At 70.8% G+C, this 18236-nt stretch carries 18 protein-coding genes; 8 read left to right on the top strand and 10 right to left on the bottom strand.

Annotated elements, in window-relative coordinates; translation table 11 throughout:
- Positions 1–81: 81 nt before the first annotated feature.
- A complete protein-coding gene (locus LBW94_RS14290; protein ID WP_225053908.1) occupies positions 82–861 on the top strand; it encodes a phytanoyl-CoA dioxygenase family protein in 780 nt (259 codons plus the stop codon).
- A 318-nt stretch (positions 862–1179) separates the two neighbouring features.
- Here the strand turns inward: LBW94_RS14290 and LBW94_RS14285 are convergent, their stop codons facing one another.
- Complete coding sequence (locus LBW94_RS14285) at positions 1180–1989, bottom strand: LLM class flavin-dependent oxidoreductase (RefSeq protein ID WP_225053910.1); 810 nt, start codon at positions 1987–1989, stop codon at positions 1180–1182.
- 233 nt (positions 1990–2222) lie between these two features.
- Between LBW94_RS14285 and LBW94_RS14280 the strand changes: the two genes are divergently transcribed.
- Positions 2223–4904: a discoidin domain-containing protein gene (locus LBW94_RS14280; protein WP_225054412.1), complete on the top strand. Its 2682-nt coding sequence runs from the start codon at positions 2223–2225 to the stop codon at positions 4902–4904.
- A gap of 4 nt (positions 4905–4908) precedes the next feature.
- Here the strand turns inward: LBW94_RS14280 and mhuD are convergent, their stop codons facing one another.
- On the bottom strand, positions 4909–5223 hold the full coding sequence (gene mhuD, locus LBW94_RS14275; RefSeq protein ID WP_225053912.1) for a mycobilin-forming heme oxygenase MhuD: 315 nt from the start codon (positions 5221–5223) through the stop codon (positions 4909–4911).
- Positions 5224–5440: 217 nt separating this feature from the next.
- On the opposite strand from mhuD, the gene LBW94_RS14270 reads away from it, so the two are divergent.
- From LBW94_RS14270 to LBW94_RS14260, 3 genes are all read left to right on the top strand, one after another.
- On the top strand, positions 5441–6181 hold the full coding sequence (locus tag LBW94_RS14270) for an alpha/beta fold hydrolase (RefSeq protein ID WP_225053913.1): 741 nt from the start codon (positions 5441–5443) through the stop codon (positions 6179–6181).
- A 75-nt stretch (positions 6182–6256) separates the two neighbouring features.
- On the top strand, positions 6257–7441 hold the full coding sequence (locus LBW94_RS14265) for an acyl-CoA dehydrogenase family protein (protein ID WP_225053915.1): 1185 nt from the start codon (positions 6257–6259) through the stop codon (positions 7439–7441).
- A 163-nt stretch (positions 7442–7604) separates the two neighbouring features.
- A complete protein-coding gene (locus LBW94_RS14260; RefSeq protein WP_225053916.1) occupies positions 7605–8429 on the top strand; it encodes an enoyl-CoA hydratase/isomerase family protein in 825 nt (274 codons plus the stop codon).
- A gap of 31 nt (positions 8430–8460) precedes the next feature.
- Here the strand turns inward: LBW94_RS14260 and LBW94_RS14255 are convergent, their stop codons facing one another.
- The 6 genes from LBW94_RS14255 to carD all read right to left on the bottom strand — a co-directional run bounded on the left by LBW94_RS14255 (position 8461) and on the right by carD (position 13203).
- Positions 8461–8763, bottom strand: coding sequence for a DUF4190 domain-containing protein (locus LBW94_RS14255; RefSeq protein WP_225054414.1), 303 nt, complete (start codon positions 8761–8763; stop codon positions 8461–8463).
- 180 nt (positions 8764–8943) lie between these two features.
- Entirely contained in the window at positions 8944–9903 is a 960-nt protein-coding gene (gene rlmB, locus LBW94_RS14250; protein WP_225053918.1) for a 23S rRNA (guanosine(2251)-2'-O)-methyltransferase RlmB, read from the bottom strand.
- On the bottom strand, positions 9904–11301 hold the full coding sequence (cysS, locus tag LBW94_RS14245) for a cysteine--tRNA ligase (protein WP_225053920.1): 1398 nt from the start codon (positions 11299–11301) through the stop codon (positions 9904–9906). It abuts the gene before it with no gap.
- Between the two features lie 161 nt (positions 11302–11462).
- Positions 11463–11930, bottom strand: a complete 468-nt coding sequence (ispF, locus tag LBW94_RS14240; RefSeq protein ID WP_225054416.1) for a 2-C-methyl-D-erythritol 2,4-cyclodiphosphate synthase — start codon at positions 11928–11930, stop codon at positions 11463–11465.
- 32 nt (positions 11931–11962) lie between these two features.
- A complete protein-coding gene (gene ispD, locus LBW94_RS14235; protein WP_225053921.1) occupies positions 11963–12712 on the bottom strand; it encodes a 2-C-methyl-D-erythritol 4-phosphate cytidylyltransferase in 750 nt (249 codons plus the stop codon).
- A gap of 2 nt (positions 12713–12714) precedes the next feature.
- Complete coding sequence (gene carD, locus LBW94_RS14230; protein WP_019931623.1) at positions 12715–13203, bottom strand: RNA polymerase-binding transcription factor CarD; 489 nt, start codon at positions 13201–13203, stop codon at positions 12715–12717.
- A 280-nt stretch (positions 13204–13483) separates the two neighbouring features.
- Here carD and LBW94_RS14225 point away from each other — a divergent pair, with 280 nt between their 5' ends.
- A complete protein-coding gene (locus LBW94_RS14225; protein ID WP_225053923.1) occupies positions 13484–14155 on the top strand; it encodes a hypothetical protein in 672 nt (223 codons plus the stop codon).
- Positions 14156–14217: 62 nt separating this feature from the next.
- Positions 14218–15636, top strand: a complete 1419-nt coding sequence (gene radA / locus LBW94_RS14220) for a DNA repair protein RadA (RefSeq protein WP_225053924.1) — start codon at positions 14218–14220, stop codon at positions 15634–15636.
- A 1-nt stretch (position 15637) separates the two neighbouring features.
- Here radA and LBW94_RS14215 read toward each other — a convergent pair whose 3' ends face one another.
- Together LBW94_RS14215 and LBW94_RS14210 are read right to left on the bottom strand one after the other, a co-directional pair.
- Positions 15638–16321 (bottom strand): hypothetical protein, encoded by a 684-nt coding sequence (locus LBW94_RS14215; protein WP_225053926.1) that lies wholly within the window; start codon positions 16319–16321, stop codon positions 15638–15640.
- Between the two features lie 109 nt (positions 16322–16430).
- Complete coding sequence (locus LBW94_RS14210; protein WP_225053927.1) at positions 16431–17054, bottom strand: carbonic anhydrase; 624 nt, start codon at positions 17052–17054, stop codon at positions 16431–16433.
- Between the two features lie 227 nt (positions 17055–17281).
- Here LBW94_RS14210 and LBW94_RS14205 point away from each other — a divergent pair, with 227 nt between their 5' ends.
- Complete coding sequence (locus tag LBW94_RS14205) at positions 17282–18145, top strand: A/G-specific adenine glycosylase (RefSeq protein ID WP_225053929.1); 864 nt, start codon at positions 17282–17284, stop codon at positions 18143–18145.
- Positions 18146–18236: the final 91 nt, after the last annotated feature.

The raw sequence follows: 18236 nt of genomic DNA, 5'->3' as shown, positions 1-18236 counted from the left end.
GCTGTCTCCCCAGAAAAATCACTGGCGGCGAACACCCCGGAGAGCGCATCGTCGCATGCGGCAATCCAGCGAAAGGCCGCCATGCTCACCGATTCCCAGATCGAGTCGTTCGTCACCGACGGATACGTGCGACTGGAGCGCGCATTCCCGCCCGCGGTCGCCGCCGCGGGCCGCGAGATCCTCTGGCAGGCAGCCGGTGTCGACCCGCACGACCGGACCACCTGGACCGCCCCCGTCATCCGGCTGGCCGACCACGCCGAGGAACCCTTCCGCCACGCCGTCACCACCCCCGCCCTGACCGAGGCATTCGACCAGCTGATCGGCTCCGGCCGCTGGCTCCCGCGAAACAGTCTGGGCGGCTGGCCGATCCGCTTCCCCAGCGACCAGCCCCCCGGCGACGACGGCTGGCACATCGACGCGAGCTTCCCCGGCGACACCGCACCACCGGACGACTACACCCGCTGGCGCATCAACGTGACCTCCCGAGGCCGTGCGCTGCTCATGCTGTTCCTGTTCTCCGACGTCGGCCCCGACGACGCTCCCACCCGGATCCGCGTCGGCTCCCACCTGCGCCTGGCGAAAGTCCTGGAACCCTACGGCGATCCGGGCGCCGAGATGTTCGCCCTCCTGGACGCCTACGCGGACACCGCGGACCTGCCGACGGTCACCGCCACCGGCCGCGCGGGCGATGTCTACCTGTGCCATCCCTTCCTGGTCCACGCCGCCCAGCCCCACCGTGGCCACCACCCCAAATTCATGGCCCAGCCCCCACTGCTCCTCCGCACCCCCTGCACCCTGAACCGCCCCGACAACGCCCACACCCCCCTGGAACGCGCCATCCGCCTCGGCTTGACCCCCTGACCGGAGCCCACCCCAGCAGCCGGATCCAGCGGACGCGGCCCGCGCCGGCCGAACCCACTCCCAGCCGAACCCTTCCATGTGCGCGACCGCCACGTCCGGGCACGGCCCCGCTGCGGCGGTCGCCCGTCGACGTGGTGTCGATGCTCGGAGCGAGGTCATGCCCGGCCGGCGGATTCGGTTGCGGCGCTGCCGCCTTCAGAGCACCACCGCACTCACGATCCTGGCGTCCAGCCGGACCGGATTCCGCGCGTCGGCCGGCCGCGCGCAGCCCAGTGCTCGTGCCGCCCGCGCGGGCGAAACCTACCGGCCGAGGTGTGCTCAGCGCAGCCGGGCGAGTACCGGTGTGAACTGGTCGTTCACTTCCGCGGGCACGATCACCTCGTCGATTCCGAACTTCTCCGAATAGCTCACCAGGATGTCGGCCGCCGCGGCGGGATCGTCGGGCAGCACGGAGATCGAGCCGGCGGCACGGAGTTCCGCCGCCGTCATACCCTGCGCGGCGACGAAGGCATTGAGCCGGTCGCCGATCCCGGCGATCTGGATGCTGAGGGCGACGGGGTCGAGAGCGGCGGGCCGGTCGGCCGCACGATTGTGGACAAGGTCGACCAACTCGGCCAGATCGGCTTCGGCGGCGCGCGGCCCGGCCGCCAGCAGGATCCGGTCCGCGACCGTAGCCGCGGCGGCGAGCATCTTCGGACCCCCCGCGGCGATCACGATCGGGGGAGCGGGGTCGACCTCGGCGCGAACGGTCGCTGCGGTCTCGATCAGACGCTTCCGCCGCTCCGCCGCGGATCCGGCCGATCGCCCGATCTTCTGCAACTGGACGTCGGTGTCCGGGCGGCCGACTCCGAGCCCGAGTTCGAAGCGCCCCTCGGAAAGCATCTGCAGCGCAGTGGTTTCCCGGACCGTCTCGGCCGCCCGCCGCAGCGGATCGGCGAGCACGTTGGGCCGCAACCGCAGGGTGGTCGTCACCGCCGCCGCGGCCGCCAGAGCCGGAAACGGCGACAACGTGAAGACGGTGTCCGGCGTCAGCAACGTGTGATAACCGTCCTGTTCGGCGCTCCGCGCCGTGTGCAGCCATTCCGCCGCGGACCGGGGGACGGACATGATGCCGAATCGCATGGCCATGATGAAACCCTTTCGCACAGTGCCTTTCTCGCTCTACGACCGCCTTCACCGAGCGGACATTCCCCCACCCCGATGTTCGTCCGATTACCGCTGAAACCCAGCGACGGCCTGCCCGGCCCACCTCGGTCCGCCCGGGCCGGTGCTCAGCGATGTGTTGCGGTCGATGGCCGGGTGCGCGCGGGTCCTGCGGGGCGTCGACCAGCGGTTGTGTAATTCTGAACGCTGTGGCGTCCATGGCGCGGTCGTCGGCCCGAAGCCAGCGGCTGCTGGTGGGTATCGCTGTGTCGTCGGTCGCGATCCTGGTGGCCGCCGTCGGCGGGTGCGGGACGGGTGTGCCGCGGCACGAGTCGGCCGGGTGCCCGGGGGACCCGATGTCGGGGCAGCCGGAGTGGTCGCAGGTTTCGACCGCGTTCGCGGCGCCCTACGATCAGCATCCGTTCGTCGGCAACGGGTATCTGGGGTTGCGGGTGCCGCCCGCGGGAATGGGATATCTGGAGACCGGGGAGCAGTCGGGCTGGCCGCTGTACACGCCGCGCTACGACGGCGCCTTCGCGGCGGGACTGTACGGCCGGGATCCGGAGGTGGCCGCCGGGCGGACGGCGATCGCGGCGCTGCCGAACTGGTCCGCGCTGCTGGTCGGCATCGGTGACGAGACGTATTCGCCGACGGTGCCGGCGGCGCAGGTGTCGAATTTCCGGCAGGTGCAATACCTGCGCTGCGGGCTGGTCCGCACGGAGCTGACCTGGCACACCCGGGCGGGCCGGGCCGTGGATCTGGTGTACGAGGTGCTGGCGAACCGGGTCGATCCGCACACCGCCGCGGTACGCCTGTCGCTGACACCGCATTTCACCGGTGGCGTGACGGTCACCGGGCTGGTCGACCTCGCCGGTGCCCGCCGGTTGCGGCGCACCGCGGTCCGCACCCCCGGAGCCGCCACGGTGGACGTCGAATTCCACACCGCGGCAACCGATGTCGAGGGCGATGTGGTGTCCGTACTGGCGGCGGGCGATCGGCCGGTGCGCCGGCAGGGCACCGCGCAGCGGGTGGATATCGCGGTGGCCGAGGGGAATTCGTACGAGATTGTCGAATATATCGGTGTGGACACGGCACTCACGGCCCCCCACCCGGGCCGGGCGGCGACGGCGGCGGCCACCCGGCTCGCCGCCGGCGGCTGGGCGACCCTGCTGGATCGGCAGAGCGCCGCCTGGCGCGCGCTGTGGGCCTCGGACATCGAGATCCCGGGCCGCCCGGACATGCAGCGCTGGGTGCGCAGCGCGGAATACGCACTGTATTCCGCCACCAACGACCGACAGGACAACAGCATTTCGCCGACCGGCCTGAGCAGCGACAATTACGCCGGACTGATCTTCTGGGACGCCGATATCTGGATGTTCCCGGGCCTGCTGGAATTGGCGCCGCCACTGGCCCGTTCGATCGTCGAATACCGCTACAAGACCTTGCCCGCCGCCCGCGAGAACGCGCGCCGGCTCGGCTATCCGGGCGCGTTCTACCCGTGGACCAGCGCCGCCACCGGTGACCTGTGGACCGACTGCCACAGCTGGGCGCCCCCGCACTGCCTCACCCAGATCCACCTGCAAGGCGATATCGCCCTGGCGGTCTGGCAGTACTACCTGGCCACCGGGGATTCCGGATATCTGCGGCAGCGGGCCTGGCCGATCCTGTCGGACATCGCCGAATTCTGGTCCGCCCGAGCCACTCCCAACCCCGACGGCAGCTATTCGATCCGCGATGTCGCCGGCCCGGACGAGTACAGCAACGGCGTCGACGACGGTGTCTACACCAATGCCGTTGCCGCCGAATCATTGTGGTTCGCCACCCGGACCGCGCATCTGCTCGGCGAGGCCGCCCCCGGCGCCTGGGCGGCGATCGCCGCGCGGCTGCGGGTGCCGTTCGACGACCAGGCCCGAATCTTCCTGCAATACGACGGATATCGCGGCAGCCGGATCAAACAGGCCGATGCGGTGCTGCTGGAATACCCACTGCAATGGCCGATGTCGGACGACGTCGCCCGCCGGACCCTCGACTACTACGCCGACCGCACCGATCCGGACGGCCCGGCCATGACCGATTCGGTGCACGCCATCGACGCCGCGGAGAACGGTGAACCCGGATGCGCGGTGAGCACCTACATGGATCGCTCGGCGCGGCCGTTCGTGCGGGAACCGTTCGGGCAGTTCGCGGAATCCCGCGGCGGCAAGGCCGGTCGCGCCGATCCGCTCGCCGGGGCGCCCGCCTTCGGATTCGTCACCCTCGCGGGCGGCTATCTGCAGGAGTTCCTCAACGGCCTGACCGGACTACGCCTGCACGAGGACCGGATCCGGCTGGCGCCGCTGCTGCCCCGATTGCTGCCCGAGGGTGTGACGCTGCGCGGAATTCATTGGCGCGGAAGAATTTTCGATATCGCCGTGGGCCCGGTGCGCAGCACGCTGACCCTGCGCTCCGGCGCCCCGATGACGGTGGAGACCCCGGACGGGCCGCGGCGGGCCGGCCCCGGGGTACCGCTGGACGTCCCCACCCGCCGCCCGCAACTGGCGCCGACCGCCGATCTGGCCCGATGCGGATCCGCGTCCGCCACCAGCGAGCAGCCGGGCTACTACGCCGAGGCGGCCGTCAACGGCACGCCGGGTATCGGCTGGCGTGCCGCCGACAGTTCGGCCGCGTTCACCGTCGATCTCGGCGCGCCGACCGCCGTCCACCGCATCGTCCCCCGCTGGTTCGACCGGCCGCCGGCCGCGCGTTTCGAGGTGTCCACCGACGATCGGATCTGGACGCCGGTGACTCCCGGCCCCGGCGGTACTCTGGCCGCGCCGGTGACCGCGCGCTACGTGCGGGTACGAGTGGACAGCTCCGACGCCTCGGCCCCGCCCGGTCTGCGCGAACTCGAGGTCCGCTGATCGATCAGTTCGCGGCCTTACCCGCGACGTCGAGCACGACCTCGAACTCCAGCAGCGACGCCCCGGTGGACACCGGCTGCCGGGCCTGTCCGGCGTGCGCCTCCTTGGCCGGCCCGTCCCGCCACGCCGCGAAGGACTCCTCGGAATCCCATTGCGTCACCACGAAATAACGGTTGTCCCCGGCCACCGGCCGGAGCAGCTGAAAGCCGAGAAATCCGGGCGAGTTCTCGACCGCGTGGGCGCGGTGCGCGAATCGCTTCTCGAGTTCGGGTCCGGCGCCCTCGGGCACCTCGATCGCATTGATCTTCACGACTGCCATACCCCAATTCTGGCCCGCCCTCCGCCACTGCCGCGCCCGGCCCCTCCGCCACTGCCGCGCCGCGCCTTCTGCGCCGCACACCGCAGCGCACAGCGCCAGGCCCTCGGCCCGGCCGCGCCGAGTTCTTCCGCACCGCTGCCGCACCGGCCCGACCGGACCGGTGCGGACTACGCTCGGCCGGGTCGCACGGGCGGAGTGGTTTGCGAGGAGGCGAGCGATGCTGCACGACGAGGGTGGCGAGGGTGCACCGATCCTGCTGTTGCACGGCCTGATGGGTAGTGCGCGCACCTGGGACACCCAATTGGAGTGGCTGCGTGCTTTCGGCCGGCTGTACACCTTCGACGCCGCCGGGCACGGCCGACCGGCGCCGGCGGAGCTCACCACCGAGGCCTTCGTGGCAGATCTGGCCGCGGCCACCGCGGCCGTCGGCGCGCCGATGACGGTGATCGGGCATTCGATGGGCGGGTTGCACGGCTGGGTCTTCGCCGCACAGTATCCGGAGCGGGTGCGGGCGCTGGTGGTGGAGGACATGGCCCCGGATTTCCGGGGCCGCACCGCGAGCGACTGGGCGGCCATGGTCGGCGCCTGGCCGCAGCCGTTCCCCGATGCCGAGGCGGTCCTGAACTATTTCGGCCCGGTGGCCGGTCGCTATTTCCTGAACTCGTTCACCGCGGGTCCGGACGGCTATCGCCTGCACGGTGCGGTCGGCACCTTCCGGGACATCTCCGAGGAGTGGGGCACGCGCGACTTCTGGGCGCACTGGCAGGCGGTCCGGGCCCCGGTGCTGCTGATCGAGGGCGAGTACACCATCACCCCGCCGGACCAGATGCGCGAGATGGCCCGCCGCCACCCGGACGCCCGGCACGTGGTGGTGCCCGGCGCCGGGCATCTGGTGCACGACGATCGGCCGGACGCCTACCGCGCCGAGGTGTCGGAATTCCTCCGGCGCTTCGAGTGATGGCACCCGCCTTCACACTGTGGAACGGGGACCGTATGCTCGGCACACGCGCCCCTGACACCGAAGGTGACAACGATGATCGACTTCGCGATTCCCGCCGAGCTGGCCGCCGAACGTGATCGGATCCGCCGGTTCGTCACCGACACGATCGTCCCCTTCGAACGCGATCCCCGGCTCACCTCGCACGGGCCCAGCGACGAACTGCGGCAGGAACTGGTCGAGCTGGCCCGGTCGGAGAAGCTGCTGACCATCCAGGCCCCGATCGAACTCGGCGGCGCGGGTCTGGGCGGGCGCAGCCTGACCCACGTCGAGCAGGCGGTGCTCTACGAGGCCGCGGGCTGGTCCACCCTCGGCCCGGTCGCGATGAACTGCGCCGCGCCCGACGAGGGCAACATGTTCCTGCTGTCGAAGGTCGCGAATCAGCGGCAGGTCGAGGAGCATCTGCTGCCGCTGATCGACGGCCGGCAGCGTTCGGTGTTCGCGATGACCGAACCCGGCGGCGCCGGCTCGGATCCCGCGCAGCTGTCCACCACCGCCGCCTTCGACGGCGAGCGTTTCACGGTGAACGGCCGCAAATGGCTGATCACCGGCGCCGACGGCGCGGTGAGCTGGATCATCATGGCCCGGCTGGCGCCCAATCCGCATCTGCCCGAGGGCCCCACGCTGTTCCTCACCGACGGGCGGCAGCCCGGCATCGTCATCGAGCGCACGATGAACACGATGGATCGCAACTATGTCGGCGGCCACGGCGTGGTGCGATTCGAGGATCTCACCCTGCCCCGGGAGGCGCTGCTGGGCGAGGCGGGCCAGGCGCTGCGCTACGCCCAGCTGCGGCTGGCGCCCGCGCGGCTGACGCACTGCATGCGCTGGCTCGGCGCGGCCGAGCGTGCCCAGCACATCGCCGTCGAGCACGCTCGCACCCGCACCGCCTTCGGCCGTCCGATCGGCGAGCACGAGGGCGTGTCGTTCCTGCTGGCGGACAACGAGATCGCGTTGCACCAGTGCCGCCTGACCATCTGGCACGCCTGCTGGCTGATGGATCAGGGCGAGCGGGCCCGGCACGAGAGTTCGATGGCCAAGTCCTTCGTCTCCGAGGAACTGTTCAAGGTCGCGGACCGCTGTGTGCAGGTGCTCGGCGGCATCGGCATCAGCGACGAGACGGTGGTCGAGATGATCTTCCGCGACATGCGCGCCTTCCGACTCTACGACGGCCCGACAGAAGTGCACAAATGGGCCATCGGCCGGAAAGTGCTGGGCTGATCCGAAGTCGTACCGAATTCGACACAATCCAGCACCCGGTTGCGAGAGGGATCACGCATGTGTTCTGCTCGGTGCGGGTGCCGCCGAGCGCGTCCGGCCGGAGCCCTGAGCGGATTGTCGCCCAGCGTCGGCGCCGGGCCTGTCACAGCTAGGATCGAGTCGCATGAGTTCGGAACTGCACGTCGATGTGTCCGCCGGAATCGCTGTGCTCACCCTTCACCGCCCGGCTCAGCAGAACGCCTTCACCCCGGCCATGGCCGAGGAACTGGGTGTCGCACTACGGCGCTGTGACACCGAGGACGCCATCCGGGTCGTCGTCATCACCGGGACCCCGCCGGCCTTCTGCGCCGGCGCCGACCTGTCCAGCGGGGTCGGTGAGGTCAGCGCCACCATCGACCCGCCGCCGTGGCGGATCCGCAAGCCGGTGATCGCGGCCGTCAACGGCCATGCCGTCGGCATCGGCCTGGCGCTGGCCCTGCAATGCGATCTGCGCTACATGGCCCGTGACGCCGTCTACGGCCTGAACCAGGTGCGCCGGGCGGCCCTGGCCGACGGCTACGCGCACTGGACGCTGCCGCGCCTGGTGGGGATGGCCAACGCCGCCGACATCATGCTGACCGGCCGCACCTTCGACGGTGAGGAGGCGTCGGCGATGGGCCTGGCCAACGGCTGCCTGCCCGCGAGCGAGGTACTGCCCACCGCCCTGGCCGTCGCACACGATCTGGTCGGCGGATCCGCACCCCTGCCGATGGCGTTGTCGAAGCGGCTGATGTGGGAGGGCCTGGGCATGAGCCCGGAAGCGGTCGGCCGGTTGGAGTCCGAGCTGACCGCCTACGTGGCCGGCAGCGTCGACGGCGGCGAAGGCCTTGCCGCACTGCGTGATCGGCGACAGCCGAAATGGAACGGCAGCGTCGCCGGGGAATGGCCCGCGACCGACTGGGAGGACGCCGGACTGTCCGGCGAACCGGAACCGCCCGGATTGGATTGAGCCGGAGCCGATTCCGGTGTGGAGCCGACCGTCAGGCGTGCCCGCCGAGCAGGATCAACACGAACAGAACGGCCATCGCGACCATCAAGCCCGTGCCGACCATGCCGAGGATGTAACCCACCAGCACCTGCGACCGGCCACCGAGGGCGCCGCCGGACCGATCGATCTGTGTCAGCGCCTGCTTACCCATCACCCAGGCCACCGGACCCAGTGCGCCGCAACATAAAACACTCAGCGCCCCGAGGAGCAGCACGGTCGTCGCGTGCGGATGTTCGACCGGCGAGCCGATCGGCTCGTCCGGAAGCCCCCAGTAGTAGGGCGGCTGATTCCACATGGCCACCCGATCAATTCTATGGCCGCGAACGGGAATCTCGCCGAATCCGCTGCGGATCAGGCGCGTCGGCGCTGACACGCCGGGCGTGTCGGAAGCACTTTCGCATCGCAGGCGTGTCCCAGCCACGAATCCGGGGCTGCCGCGACGACGCGTGAATCAGGCGCGCCGGCGCGGTGCGAATCAGGCGCGCCGGCGCCGTGCGATATCGGCCAGCACCACACCCGCCGCCACCGAGGCGTTCAGCGACTCCACCGGTCCGGCCATCGGGATGCTGAGGATGCTGTCGCAGTTCTCCCGGACCAGTCGTGACAGCCCCTTGCCCTCGGAGCCGACCACCACGACCGTCGGTGTGCTGCCGTCGAATTCGTCCAGACTGGTGTCACCGCCGGCGTCCAGGCCGACCACCTGCAATCCGGCGGCGGCCCATTCCTTCAGTGTGCGCGTGAGATTCGTCGCCCGCGCGACCGGCAGCCGGGCCGCGGCACCGGCGCTGGTCCGCCACGCCACCGCGGTCACGCTGGCGCTGCGGCGCTGCGGGATGACCACCCCGTGCCCGCCGAAGGCCGCCACCGATCGGATCACCGCGCCGAGATTGCGCGGATCGGAGATGTTGTCCAGCGCCACCAGCAGCGGGGGAGTGCCGGAGCTCACAGCGGATTCGAGCAGATCCTGCGGATGCTGATAGCGGTACGCCGGCACCTGCAACCCGAGGCCCTGATGTAAACCGTTGCTGCTCATCCGATCCAGGTCGCCGCGCGGCACCTCCAGGATCGAGATCCCGGCGTCCGCGGCGAGTTGCACCGATTCGGACAGCCGCTCGTCGTTCTCGGTGCCCACCGCTACGTACAGCGCGGTGGCGGGCACCCGGGCACGCAGACATTCCACGACCGGATTGCGGCCGAGCACCAGTTCGGGGCCGTCCTCCGGCTTGCGGCCCGCCCGGCCGGTCGGCCGAGCCGAGGTGGCGGCCTTCTTGGCGGCCGCGGCGGCCCGCTTCGCGGCGGGATGGTACGGACGCTGGTTGGCGGGCGGGGTCGCCCCCTTGCCCTCCAGCGACCGGCGGCGCTGGCCGCCGGAGCCGACGGTCGCGCCCTTCTTGCTCTTGCGGATCGCGCCCTTGCGCTGGGAGTTGCCTGCCATCTAGATCCCCTCCTGTTTGCCGAGGGACCATTCCGGTCCCTTCGGAGTGTCGGTGACCTCGATGCCGGCCGCCTTCAGCCGATCCCGGACGGCATCCGCGGTGGCCCAGTCCTTCTCGGCGCGGGCCTGCTGGCGACGCTGCAATTCGGCGCGGATCAGGACGTCCAGGGCGTCCAGCGCCGCCGAGGAGTCCTCCGGCGCGGCCCAGTGCGGATCCAGCGGATCGACGCCGAGAATGCTCAGCATGGCCCGGACCTGCCCGGCCAGCTCCCGCGCGGTGTCGATGGAACCCGAGCCGAGCGCGGTGTTGCCCTCGTGCACCACCCGATGGATCTCGGCCAGCGCCTTGGGAATTCCGAGGTTGTCGTCGAGCGCCTCGGCGAAGGCGTCGGTCCACTTGCCGACCGGGACCTCACCGCTGCGCTCCACCACCCGCTGCACGAACGCCTCGAGCCGCTGATAGGTCGCGGCGGCGTCCCGCAACGCCTGGTCGGAGTACTCCAGCATCGAACTGAAATGCGCGCTGCCGAGGTAGTACCGCAGTTCGACGGCCCGCACCTGCTTCAGCACATTGGGCACGGACAACGTGTTGCCCAGCGATTTGGACATCTTCTCGCCGCCCAGGGTCACCCAGCCGTTGTGCAGCCAGTACCGGGCGAACCCGTCCCCGGCCGCCCGTGACTGGGCGATCTCGTTCTCGTGGTGCGGGAACACCAGATCCATACCGCCGCAATGGATGTCGAATTCGGCGCCGAGGTAGTACTCCGCCATCGCGGAGCACTCCAGATGCCAGCCGGGCCGCCCCGGGCCCCACGGCGAGGGCCAGGTCGGCTCGCCGGGCTTGGCGGCCTTCCAGAGTGTGAAGTCGCGCGGATCGCGTTTGCCGACGCCCGCGCTCTCGCCCTGGTGCACGTCGTCGAGCCGATGTCCGGACAGCGCACCGTATTCGGGGTAGCTGCGCACGTCGAAGTAGACGTTGCCCGCGGAGGCGTACGCGTGACCGCGGTCGATCAGCCGTTGCATCAGATCGACCATCTGGGTGATGTGCCCGGTGGCGCGCGGTTCGATCGAGGGCGGCAGCACGCCGAGCGCCTCGTAGGCGCGGTCGAAGGCGCGCTCGTGGGTCGCCGCCCACTCCCACCAGGGGCGGTCGTTGGCGGCGGCCTTGGTCAGAATCTTGTCGTCGATATCGGTGACGTTGCGGACGAAGGCCACGTCGAAGCCGTTGGCGGCGAGCCAGCGCCGGAGTACGTCGAAGGCGACTCCGCTGCGCACGTGGCCGATGTGGGGTTCGCCCTGCACGGTGGCGCCACACAGATACACCGAAACGTGGCCGGGGACCAAGGGCGCGAAATCGCGCAGGGTCCGCGTCTCGGTGTCGAACAGGCGCAGAGTCACGACAGGCCATCCTACTGTGAGGTTTTTTGCAGAGAACCGGTGGAGGGGTTTTGTCAAGTATCGCGGCGGCGCCGCCATCGGCGCCGGGGCGGGCGGTCGAGGGTGGACCGCCGGCACCTTCGGCAGCGGGGCGTCACCACCAGGGGTTTCGCCCGCGCCGCCTAGCTACAGCGATACAGGAGCGCGGTGGCGATCGCCGCCACACCCTCGCCGCGACCCGTCAGTCCGAGACCGTCGGTGGTGGTCCCGGACACGGAGACCGGTGCTCCGAGCAATTCTCCCAAAACCTGCTGCGCCTCGGCGCGTCGCGGGCCGATCTTCGGACGATTACCAATTACCTGTACAGCCGCGTTGACAACCGCATAGCCGGACTCACCCAGCAGCCGCACAACCTCTTTCAACATGGCGGCGCCGGACACGCCGGCCCATTCCGGCCGGCCGACCCCGAACACCGCGCCGACATCGCCCAGCCCGGCCCCGGAGAGCAGGGCGTCGCAGAGCGCGTGTGCGGCCACGTCGCCGTCGGAGTGCCCGGCGCAGCCGTCGGCGTTCTCGAACAGCAGGCCCGCCATCCAGCACGGCCGCCCCGGTTCGATCGGGTGCACATCGGTGCCCAGGCCGACCCGCAGGTCCGGCACGGCGCCGGTGGAGGTGTTGTCGCTCACGGCCGGACCACCGCCTCGGTGGCCGCGCACAGCGCGCGGGCCAGGTGCAGGTCCAGCGGGGTGGTGATCTTGAAGGCGCGATGGTCGCCGGGGACGACCCGGACCGGAACCCCCAGCAGCTCGACCAGTCCCGCATCGTCGGTGACGGCCGGGCGGGCGGCGCGGGTATCCGGATCGGTATCGGGGCCGGGCGTGTCGAGCAGGGCGTGCGCCTCGCGCAACAGCCGTACCTCGAAGCCCTGCGGGGTCTGGATCGCGCGCAGACCGGTGCGATCCGGCGTGCCGGTCACCGCGCCGGACGGGTCGACCGACTTGATGGTGTCGGTCACCGGCAGGCCGGGGACGACCGCGCGATGCCCGGCGCGCAACTCGGCCACGACGCGGGCGATCAGATCCGGCGGCGTCAGGGCGCGCGCCGCGTCGTGGACCAGGACGTGGGTGGCCTCGGGGGCGGCGGCCAGACCCGCGCGGACCGAATCGGTGCGCTCGGCGCCACCGGCCACCACACTGATCGGCACCGAACCGGTTGGGACCAGGGCACGGGTGGTGTCGATCAGGTCGGCGGGCACCATGATCACGATGTGGTCGACGACCCCGGACGCGATCAATCCGTCGATGGCGAGAGTGAGCATGGTACTGCCGCCGACCTCGACGAACGCTTTGGGCAGACCTTCGCCCAAGCGCACGCCTCGGCCGGCGGCAGGCACCAATGCCACGACACGATGGGTATCGTGCGGGGCGTTCACGATCAGGAGGCCGCGGCGAGAACCTCGTCGAGCAGGGTCTCGGCCTTGACATCGTCGGTGCCCTCGGCGAGCGCGAGCTCACCGACGAGGATCTGACGAGCCTTGGCCAGCATCCGCTTCTCGCCGGCGGAGAGGCCGCGGTCCTGCTCACGGCGCCAGAGGTCGCGGACGACCTCGGCTACCTTGTTGACATCGCCGGAGGCGAGCTTCTCGAGGTTGGCCTTGTAGCGTCGAGACCAGTTCGTCGGCTCTTCCGTGTGCGGCGCGCGCAGCACCTGGAAGACCCGATCGAGACCTTCCTGACCGACGACGTCGCGGACGCCGACGTACTCCGCGTTCTCGGCGGGAACGCGCACAGTAAGGTCGCCTTGAGCAACCTTCAGGACCAGATACTCTTTCTGCACACCCTTGATGGTGCGAGTCTCGATTGCTTCGATCAACGCCGCTCCGTGGTGGGGGTAAACGACGGTGTCTCCGACCTTAAAAATCATGTGTCCCGTGCCCCTTTCGATGCTCACAGTTTAACATGCGACTCGGTAACGGCGCGATCAACGACGCAGGTCAGGGCCACAACAGCAGGGCGTCGGGGGTTGACAGAACGGGCGTGGTGTGCATCCTGTTGTGCGAGAAGGAGTTACGAGCGAGTGGAGACGGCCTCCGGGTGGCGCGCAACACTCGGCGGGGCCGACGCGGGGCACGGGGACCGAACTACTACGCTCCCTACTACTACTCTCCATCGTGGAGTGAACCGGTCGACATGGAGGACATCCCGTGACTGCCCTGAAAGCCACCACAGCTGTTGCTGCGCTCGCCGCCGGTGCGGCGCTCGTGTTGTCGGGCTGCGGCGCCGGTCAGATCTCGCAGACCGCGTCCCAGGTCGCCGCCGTCAACGGCAACAGCGCGAATGTGGGCAAGGTCGCGCTGCGTGACGTGCGCATCCTGCTGCCGGCCTCGGAGGAGTACACCAACGCCAAGGGCGGCAAGGCCGTCCTCGCCTTCAGCGCCGTCAACAGCGGCGGGTCGAACCCGGACGAGCTCACCAGCATCACCACCGACCTCGGCACCGTGCGCCTCACGCCGAGCAACCCCGAGTTGCCGCCGTTGCAGGCGCTGGTCGCCGCGGGCCCGCAGGCCGGTCACGCGGCCGCGCCCGCCGCGACGCCGACCGGCGTGTCGGCCACCCCGACCAGCACGCCGACCGCCGGTGCCGCCGCGAGCAGCACCACCGCCGCGCCGGCCACCGGCAGCGGCGCCCCGGCCGCCGCGCACCCGGCCGGCGAGAACCCGGCGCCGATCCTGGTCGAGATCACCGGCCTCACCAAGGACGTCACCCCCGGCCTGACCTACCCGATCACCTTCAACTTCAAGGACAACGGCACCGTCCTGGTGAATGTCCCGATCGACGCCGGCGCGAGCACCGAACAGGCCGCCGAGCACCACTGAGCCGTATCCGGCCGGGCCGCGCCCCGGCCGAATCTGTCGGGGTCACCGCCTAGGCTGCCTGCGTGGCCAAGGTGAAATCGCTGTACCGGTGCTCCGGATGCAGCCACGAGGTTGCCAAATGGGTGGGCCGGTGTCCCGCCTGCGGTGCGTGGGGCTCGATCGAGGAGTCCGCGGCGGCTCCGGCGGTCGCCGTGGGCGCCCCGGCCGGTCGGCGCGCCCTGCTGCCGTCCACCGCGGCGACACCGCTGTCCGAGATCGATTCGCAGCACACCCGGGCGCGTCCCACCGGAGTCACCGAGCTGGACCGGGTGCTCGGCGGCGGGATCGTCGCCGGTTCGGTGGTGTTGCTGTCCGGTGAGCCCGGGGTGGGCAAGTCGACGCTGTTGCTCGAGGTGGCCCACCAGTGGGCCCGGCGGCACTCCGAGCGCGCGCTGTACGTGACGGCGGAGGAATCGGCCGGGCAGGTGCGGCTGCGCGCCGACCGCACCGGGGCCGTGCACGAACGGGTCTATCTGGCCGCCGAATCCGACCTGGCCACCGTGCTCGGCCACGTGGAGCAGGTGCGGCCGACGCTGCTGGTGGTCGACTCGGTGCAGACCATGCTGGCCGCCGACGCCGAGGGCGTCATCGGCGGTGTCACCCAGGTCCGCACGGTCACCGCGGCGCTCACCTCGCTGGCCAAGGCCAGCGGTATCGCCGTGCTGCTGGTCGGCCACGTCACCAAGGACGGCAACGTCGCGGGCCCGCGCACCCTCGAGCATCTGGTCGACGTGGTGTTGCAGTTCGAGGGCGACAAGCACTCCACGCTGCGCATGGTCCGCGGCGTGAAGAACCGGTTCGGCAGCGCGGACGAGGTCGGCTGTTTCGAACTGCACGAGGACGGCATCGTGTGCGTCTCCGATCCGTCCGGGTTGTTCCTGCACCACCGCACCGACGCCGTGCCCGGCACCGCGGTCACCGTCGCGATGGACGGCAAGCGGCCGATGCTGGGCGAGGTACAGGGGCTGACGGTGCACACCCAGGTGCCCGCGCCCCGGCGGGCGGTGTCGGGCCTGGACTACAACCGGGTGTCGATGGTGCTGGCCGTCCTGCAGAGCCGCTGCGGGGTCTACCTCGGCAAACACGACGTCTACGCGGCCACGGTCGGTGGCATGCGGCTGACCGAACCGGCCGCCGACCTCGCGGTCGCGCTCGCCATCACCAGCGCGGTCCGGGACGCTCCGCTGCGCGAGGGCATGGTGATCCTGGGCGAGGTGGGCCTGGCCGGTGAGGTGCGGCCGGTCACCGGGCTGCGCCGCCGCCTGGCCGAGGCCGAGCGGCTCGGCTTCACCGAGGCGCTGGTGCCGCCCGGCGTCGACCGTACGGGTATGTCCATCACCGTCCGGGAGGCGGTGAGCGTCCGGGCCGCCCTCGCCCTCAGCGGCCTGCCGAAGCGATCGGCCGAGTCGTACGCGGAGTCGCCGATGGAGGCGGTCGACTAGTTCAGGCGATGTTGAACGTCTCCGGGGTGCTGCGGATCGAGCCGAACTGCGCCACCACCGCGTAGGCGCCCGGTGGCACCGGCACCCGCTGCCCGGCGCAGTTGGGCTGTGAGGTGGTACCGGACCAGGTCAGCGTGAATGCGGCCTGCTGCCCGGCGGACAGCGCCCGCACATCGGCCGGGCCGCCGGTGTCGCAGTCGGTGTTGGACCACAGCCGGCGCTGACCGTCCAGCGACTGCACCGAGATCTGTTGCAGGCCGGAACCCACGTCGCGCTGGCAGGCGGCGGTCGAGATGTTGGTGATCACGATGCCGAACACCGGCTGCTCACCCGGCTTGTAGGTGGGATGGCCGACGGTCAGCTTCACCGCCAGCGACTGGTCGGCGCAGGAGGCCGGGGAGCCACTGGCCAGGGCGTTGGTGGTGGCCGCCGCCTTCGACGTGCCGGGATCAGCGGTGGCCGCCGGCGCCGCGGCGGCGGCCGCGGTGGTGCTGGTGCCGGTGGCCTTGGCCGCGGTCAGCGAACTGGCGGCCGCGGCGCGCGGGGCCTTCTTCCCGGTGCCGCCGCGCACGACGGTGAACGCCAGCCAGATCGCCAGCGCGAGGGCCAAGACCAGCGCGGCGATGGCGAGCAGGCGGCGACGCCAGTAGATCTCCGGCGGCAGCGGTCCATTCGGTTCCAGCACGCAACAAAGGTAAGGGCACCGGCGATCGTGCCCGGTTCACATGTTCGGCGTGTCGGAGGCGCCGGCGGCGGCGTCGCGGACCGGTGCCCGCGGCCGCCGCCGATGGTCGTCAGACCACTTCGCCGATGTTGCCGACCACGCGATGCAGCTGGACCCGGCCGTCGGTGAGCTTGTAGGTGACGCAGGCGATGGCGCACTCGCCGGTCGCGACCCGCTGCGAGATGGTCATCGAGCGCTGCATGAGCAGCCGGCTGGTCTCCACCACGTGCCGTGCCTCCAGCTCGTCGACCTCGGTCAGGCCCTCGCGCCGGCCGATCAGGATCGACGGGGTGACCCGCTCCACCAGGCTGCGGATGAACCCGCCGGGCACATTGCCCCCGTCGAGCGCGTCGATGGTGGCGCGCACCGCACCGCAGCTGTCGTGGCCGAGCACCACGATCAGCGGCACCTGCAACACCTCCACGCCGTACTCGATGGAACCGAGGACGGAGGAGTCGAGCACGTGCCCGGCGGTGCGGACCACGAACATGTCGCCGAGGCCCTGATCGAAGATGATCTCCGCCGCGACCCGGGAGTCACCGCACCCGAACAGAATTGCGGAGGGGTGCTGTCCGCTGACCAGCTTGGCTCGGTCGGCGGCGCCTTGGCCGGGATGCTGCAGCGTGCCGTTCACGAACCTGTCGTTGCCCTCGCGGAGGGCCTTCCAGGCACTGATCGGGTTCGTATGAGGCATGCGTCCCATTTTCCATACGGCACGGGCTACCGGCCAGTCGCCCAAGTTACGTTCCGGCAACTGGGCTCTCACGCAACGCCCGGGCGCGGGGTGCGGACGGCCGGGCACCGCTGCGGATTCGCCATGGTCGGTGCGGGAGAATCGGCGCGGTATGCGGGGACGGGCGCGAGCGAACGTGACCCGTCGTGGGCACGGGTGTTCCGTACGACACAGGATGGTGGACCGGCGTGGATTCGGACGTCTTGATCGAGTGGTATCGGGAGACGGCGCGCGATCTGCCGTGGCGCCGGCCGGGCGTCACCGCCTGGCAGATCCTGATGAGCGAGATCATGCTCCAGCAGACGCCGGTGGTCCGGGTGGAACCGATCTGGCGGGAGTGGGTGGCGCGCTGGCCGGTTCCGTCGGCGATGGCCGCCGCGGCGCCGGGTGAGGTGCTACGGGCCTGGGGCAAACTGGGTTACCCGCGCCGGGCGCTGCGGTTGCACGAGTGCGCCCGGGTGCTGGCGGCCGAACACGGCGATGAGGTCCCCGCCGACGTGGACGTGCTGCTGGGCCTGCCCGGCATCGGCGCCTATACGGCAAGGGCCGTGGCCTGTTTCGCGTACGGACAACGAGTTCCGGTGGTGGACACCAACGTTCGTCGCGTGGTGGCCCGCGCGGTGCACGGCCGCGCCGAGGCGGGCAACCCGTCCAGCCGGGACCTGGCCGAGACCGAGGCGCTGCTGCCGGTCCGGATCGATCGCGCGGCCGTGTTCTCCGCGGCCCTGATGGAACTGGGCGCGACGATCTGCACCGCCCGCACCCCGTCCTGCGACGGCTGCCCGCTGCCGAGCTGCGCCTGGATTGCCGCCGGCCGTCCGGCCTCCGATGTCGTTCGCCGCGTGCAGAAGTACGAGGGCACCGACCGCCAGGCCCGCGGCCGCCTGCTGGACGTGCTGCGCGCCGCCTCCGGTCCGGTCGAACAGGTGGCCCTGGACCTGGCCTGGATCCACGACCCCGGCCAGCGCACCCGTGCCCTGGACTCCCTGCTGGTCGACGGCCTGATCGAACAGACTCCGGACGGACTGTTCGCCCTCGCGGGCGAGGGCTGACCTACAGGCGAATTCGTCGCTGCCCGGCTGGGGCACATGCCCATGGACGCGGCTGGTCGTGGGCTCGAAGGTCGGCCACTTCCGGGCGTGC

The sequence above is a fragment of the Nocardia sp. alder85J genome (genome assembly GCF_020176955.2).
Classification (GTDB): Bacteria; Actinomycetota; Actinomycetes; order Mycobacteriales; family Mycobacteriaceae; genus Nocardia.
This window is presented reverse-complemented; position numbering and strand designations above follow the sequence as displayed.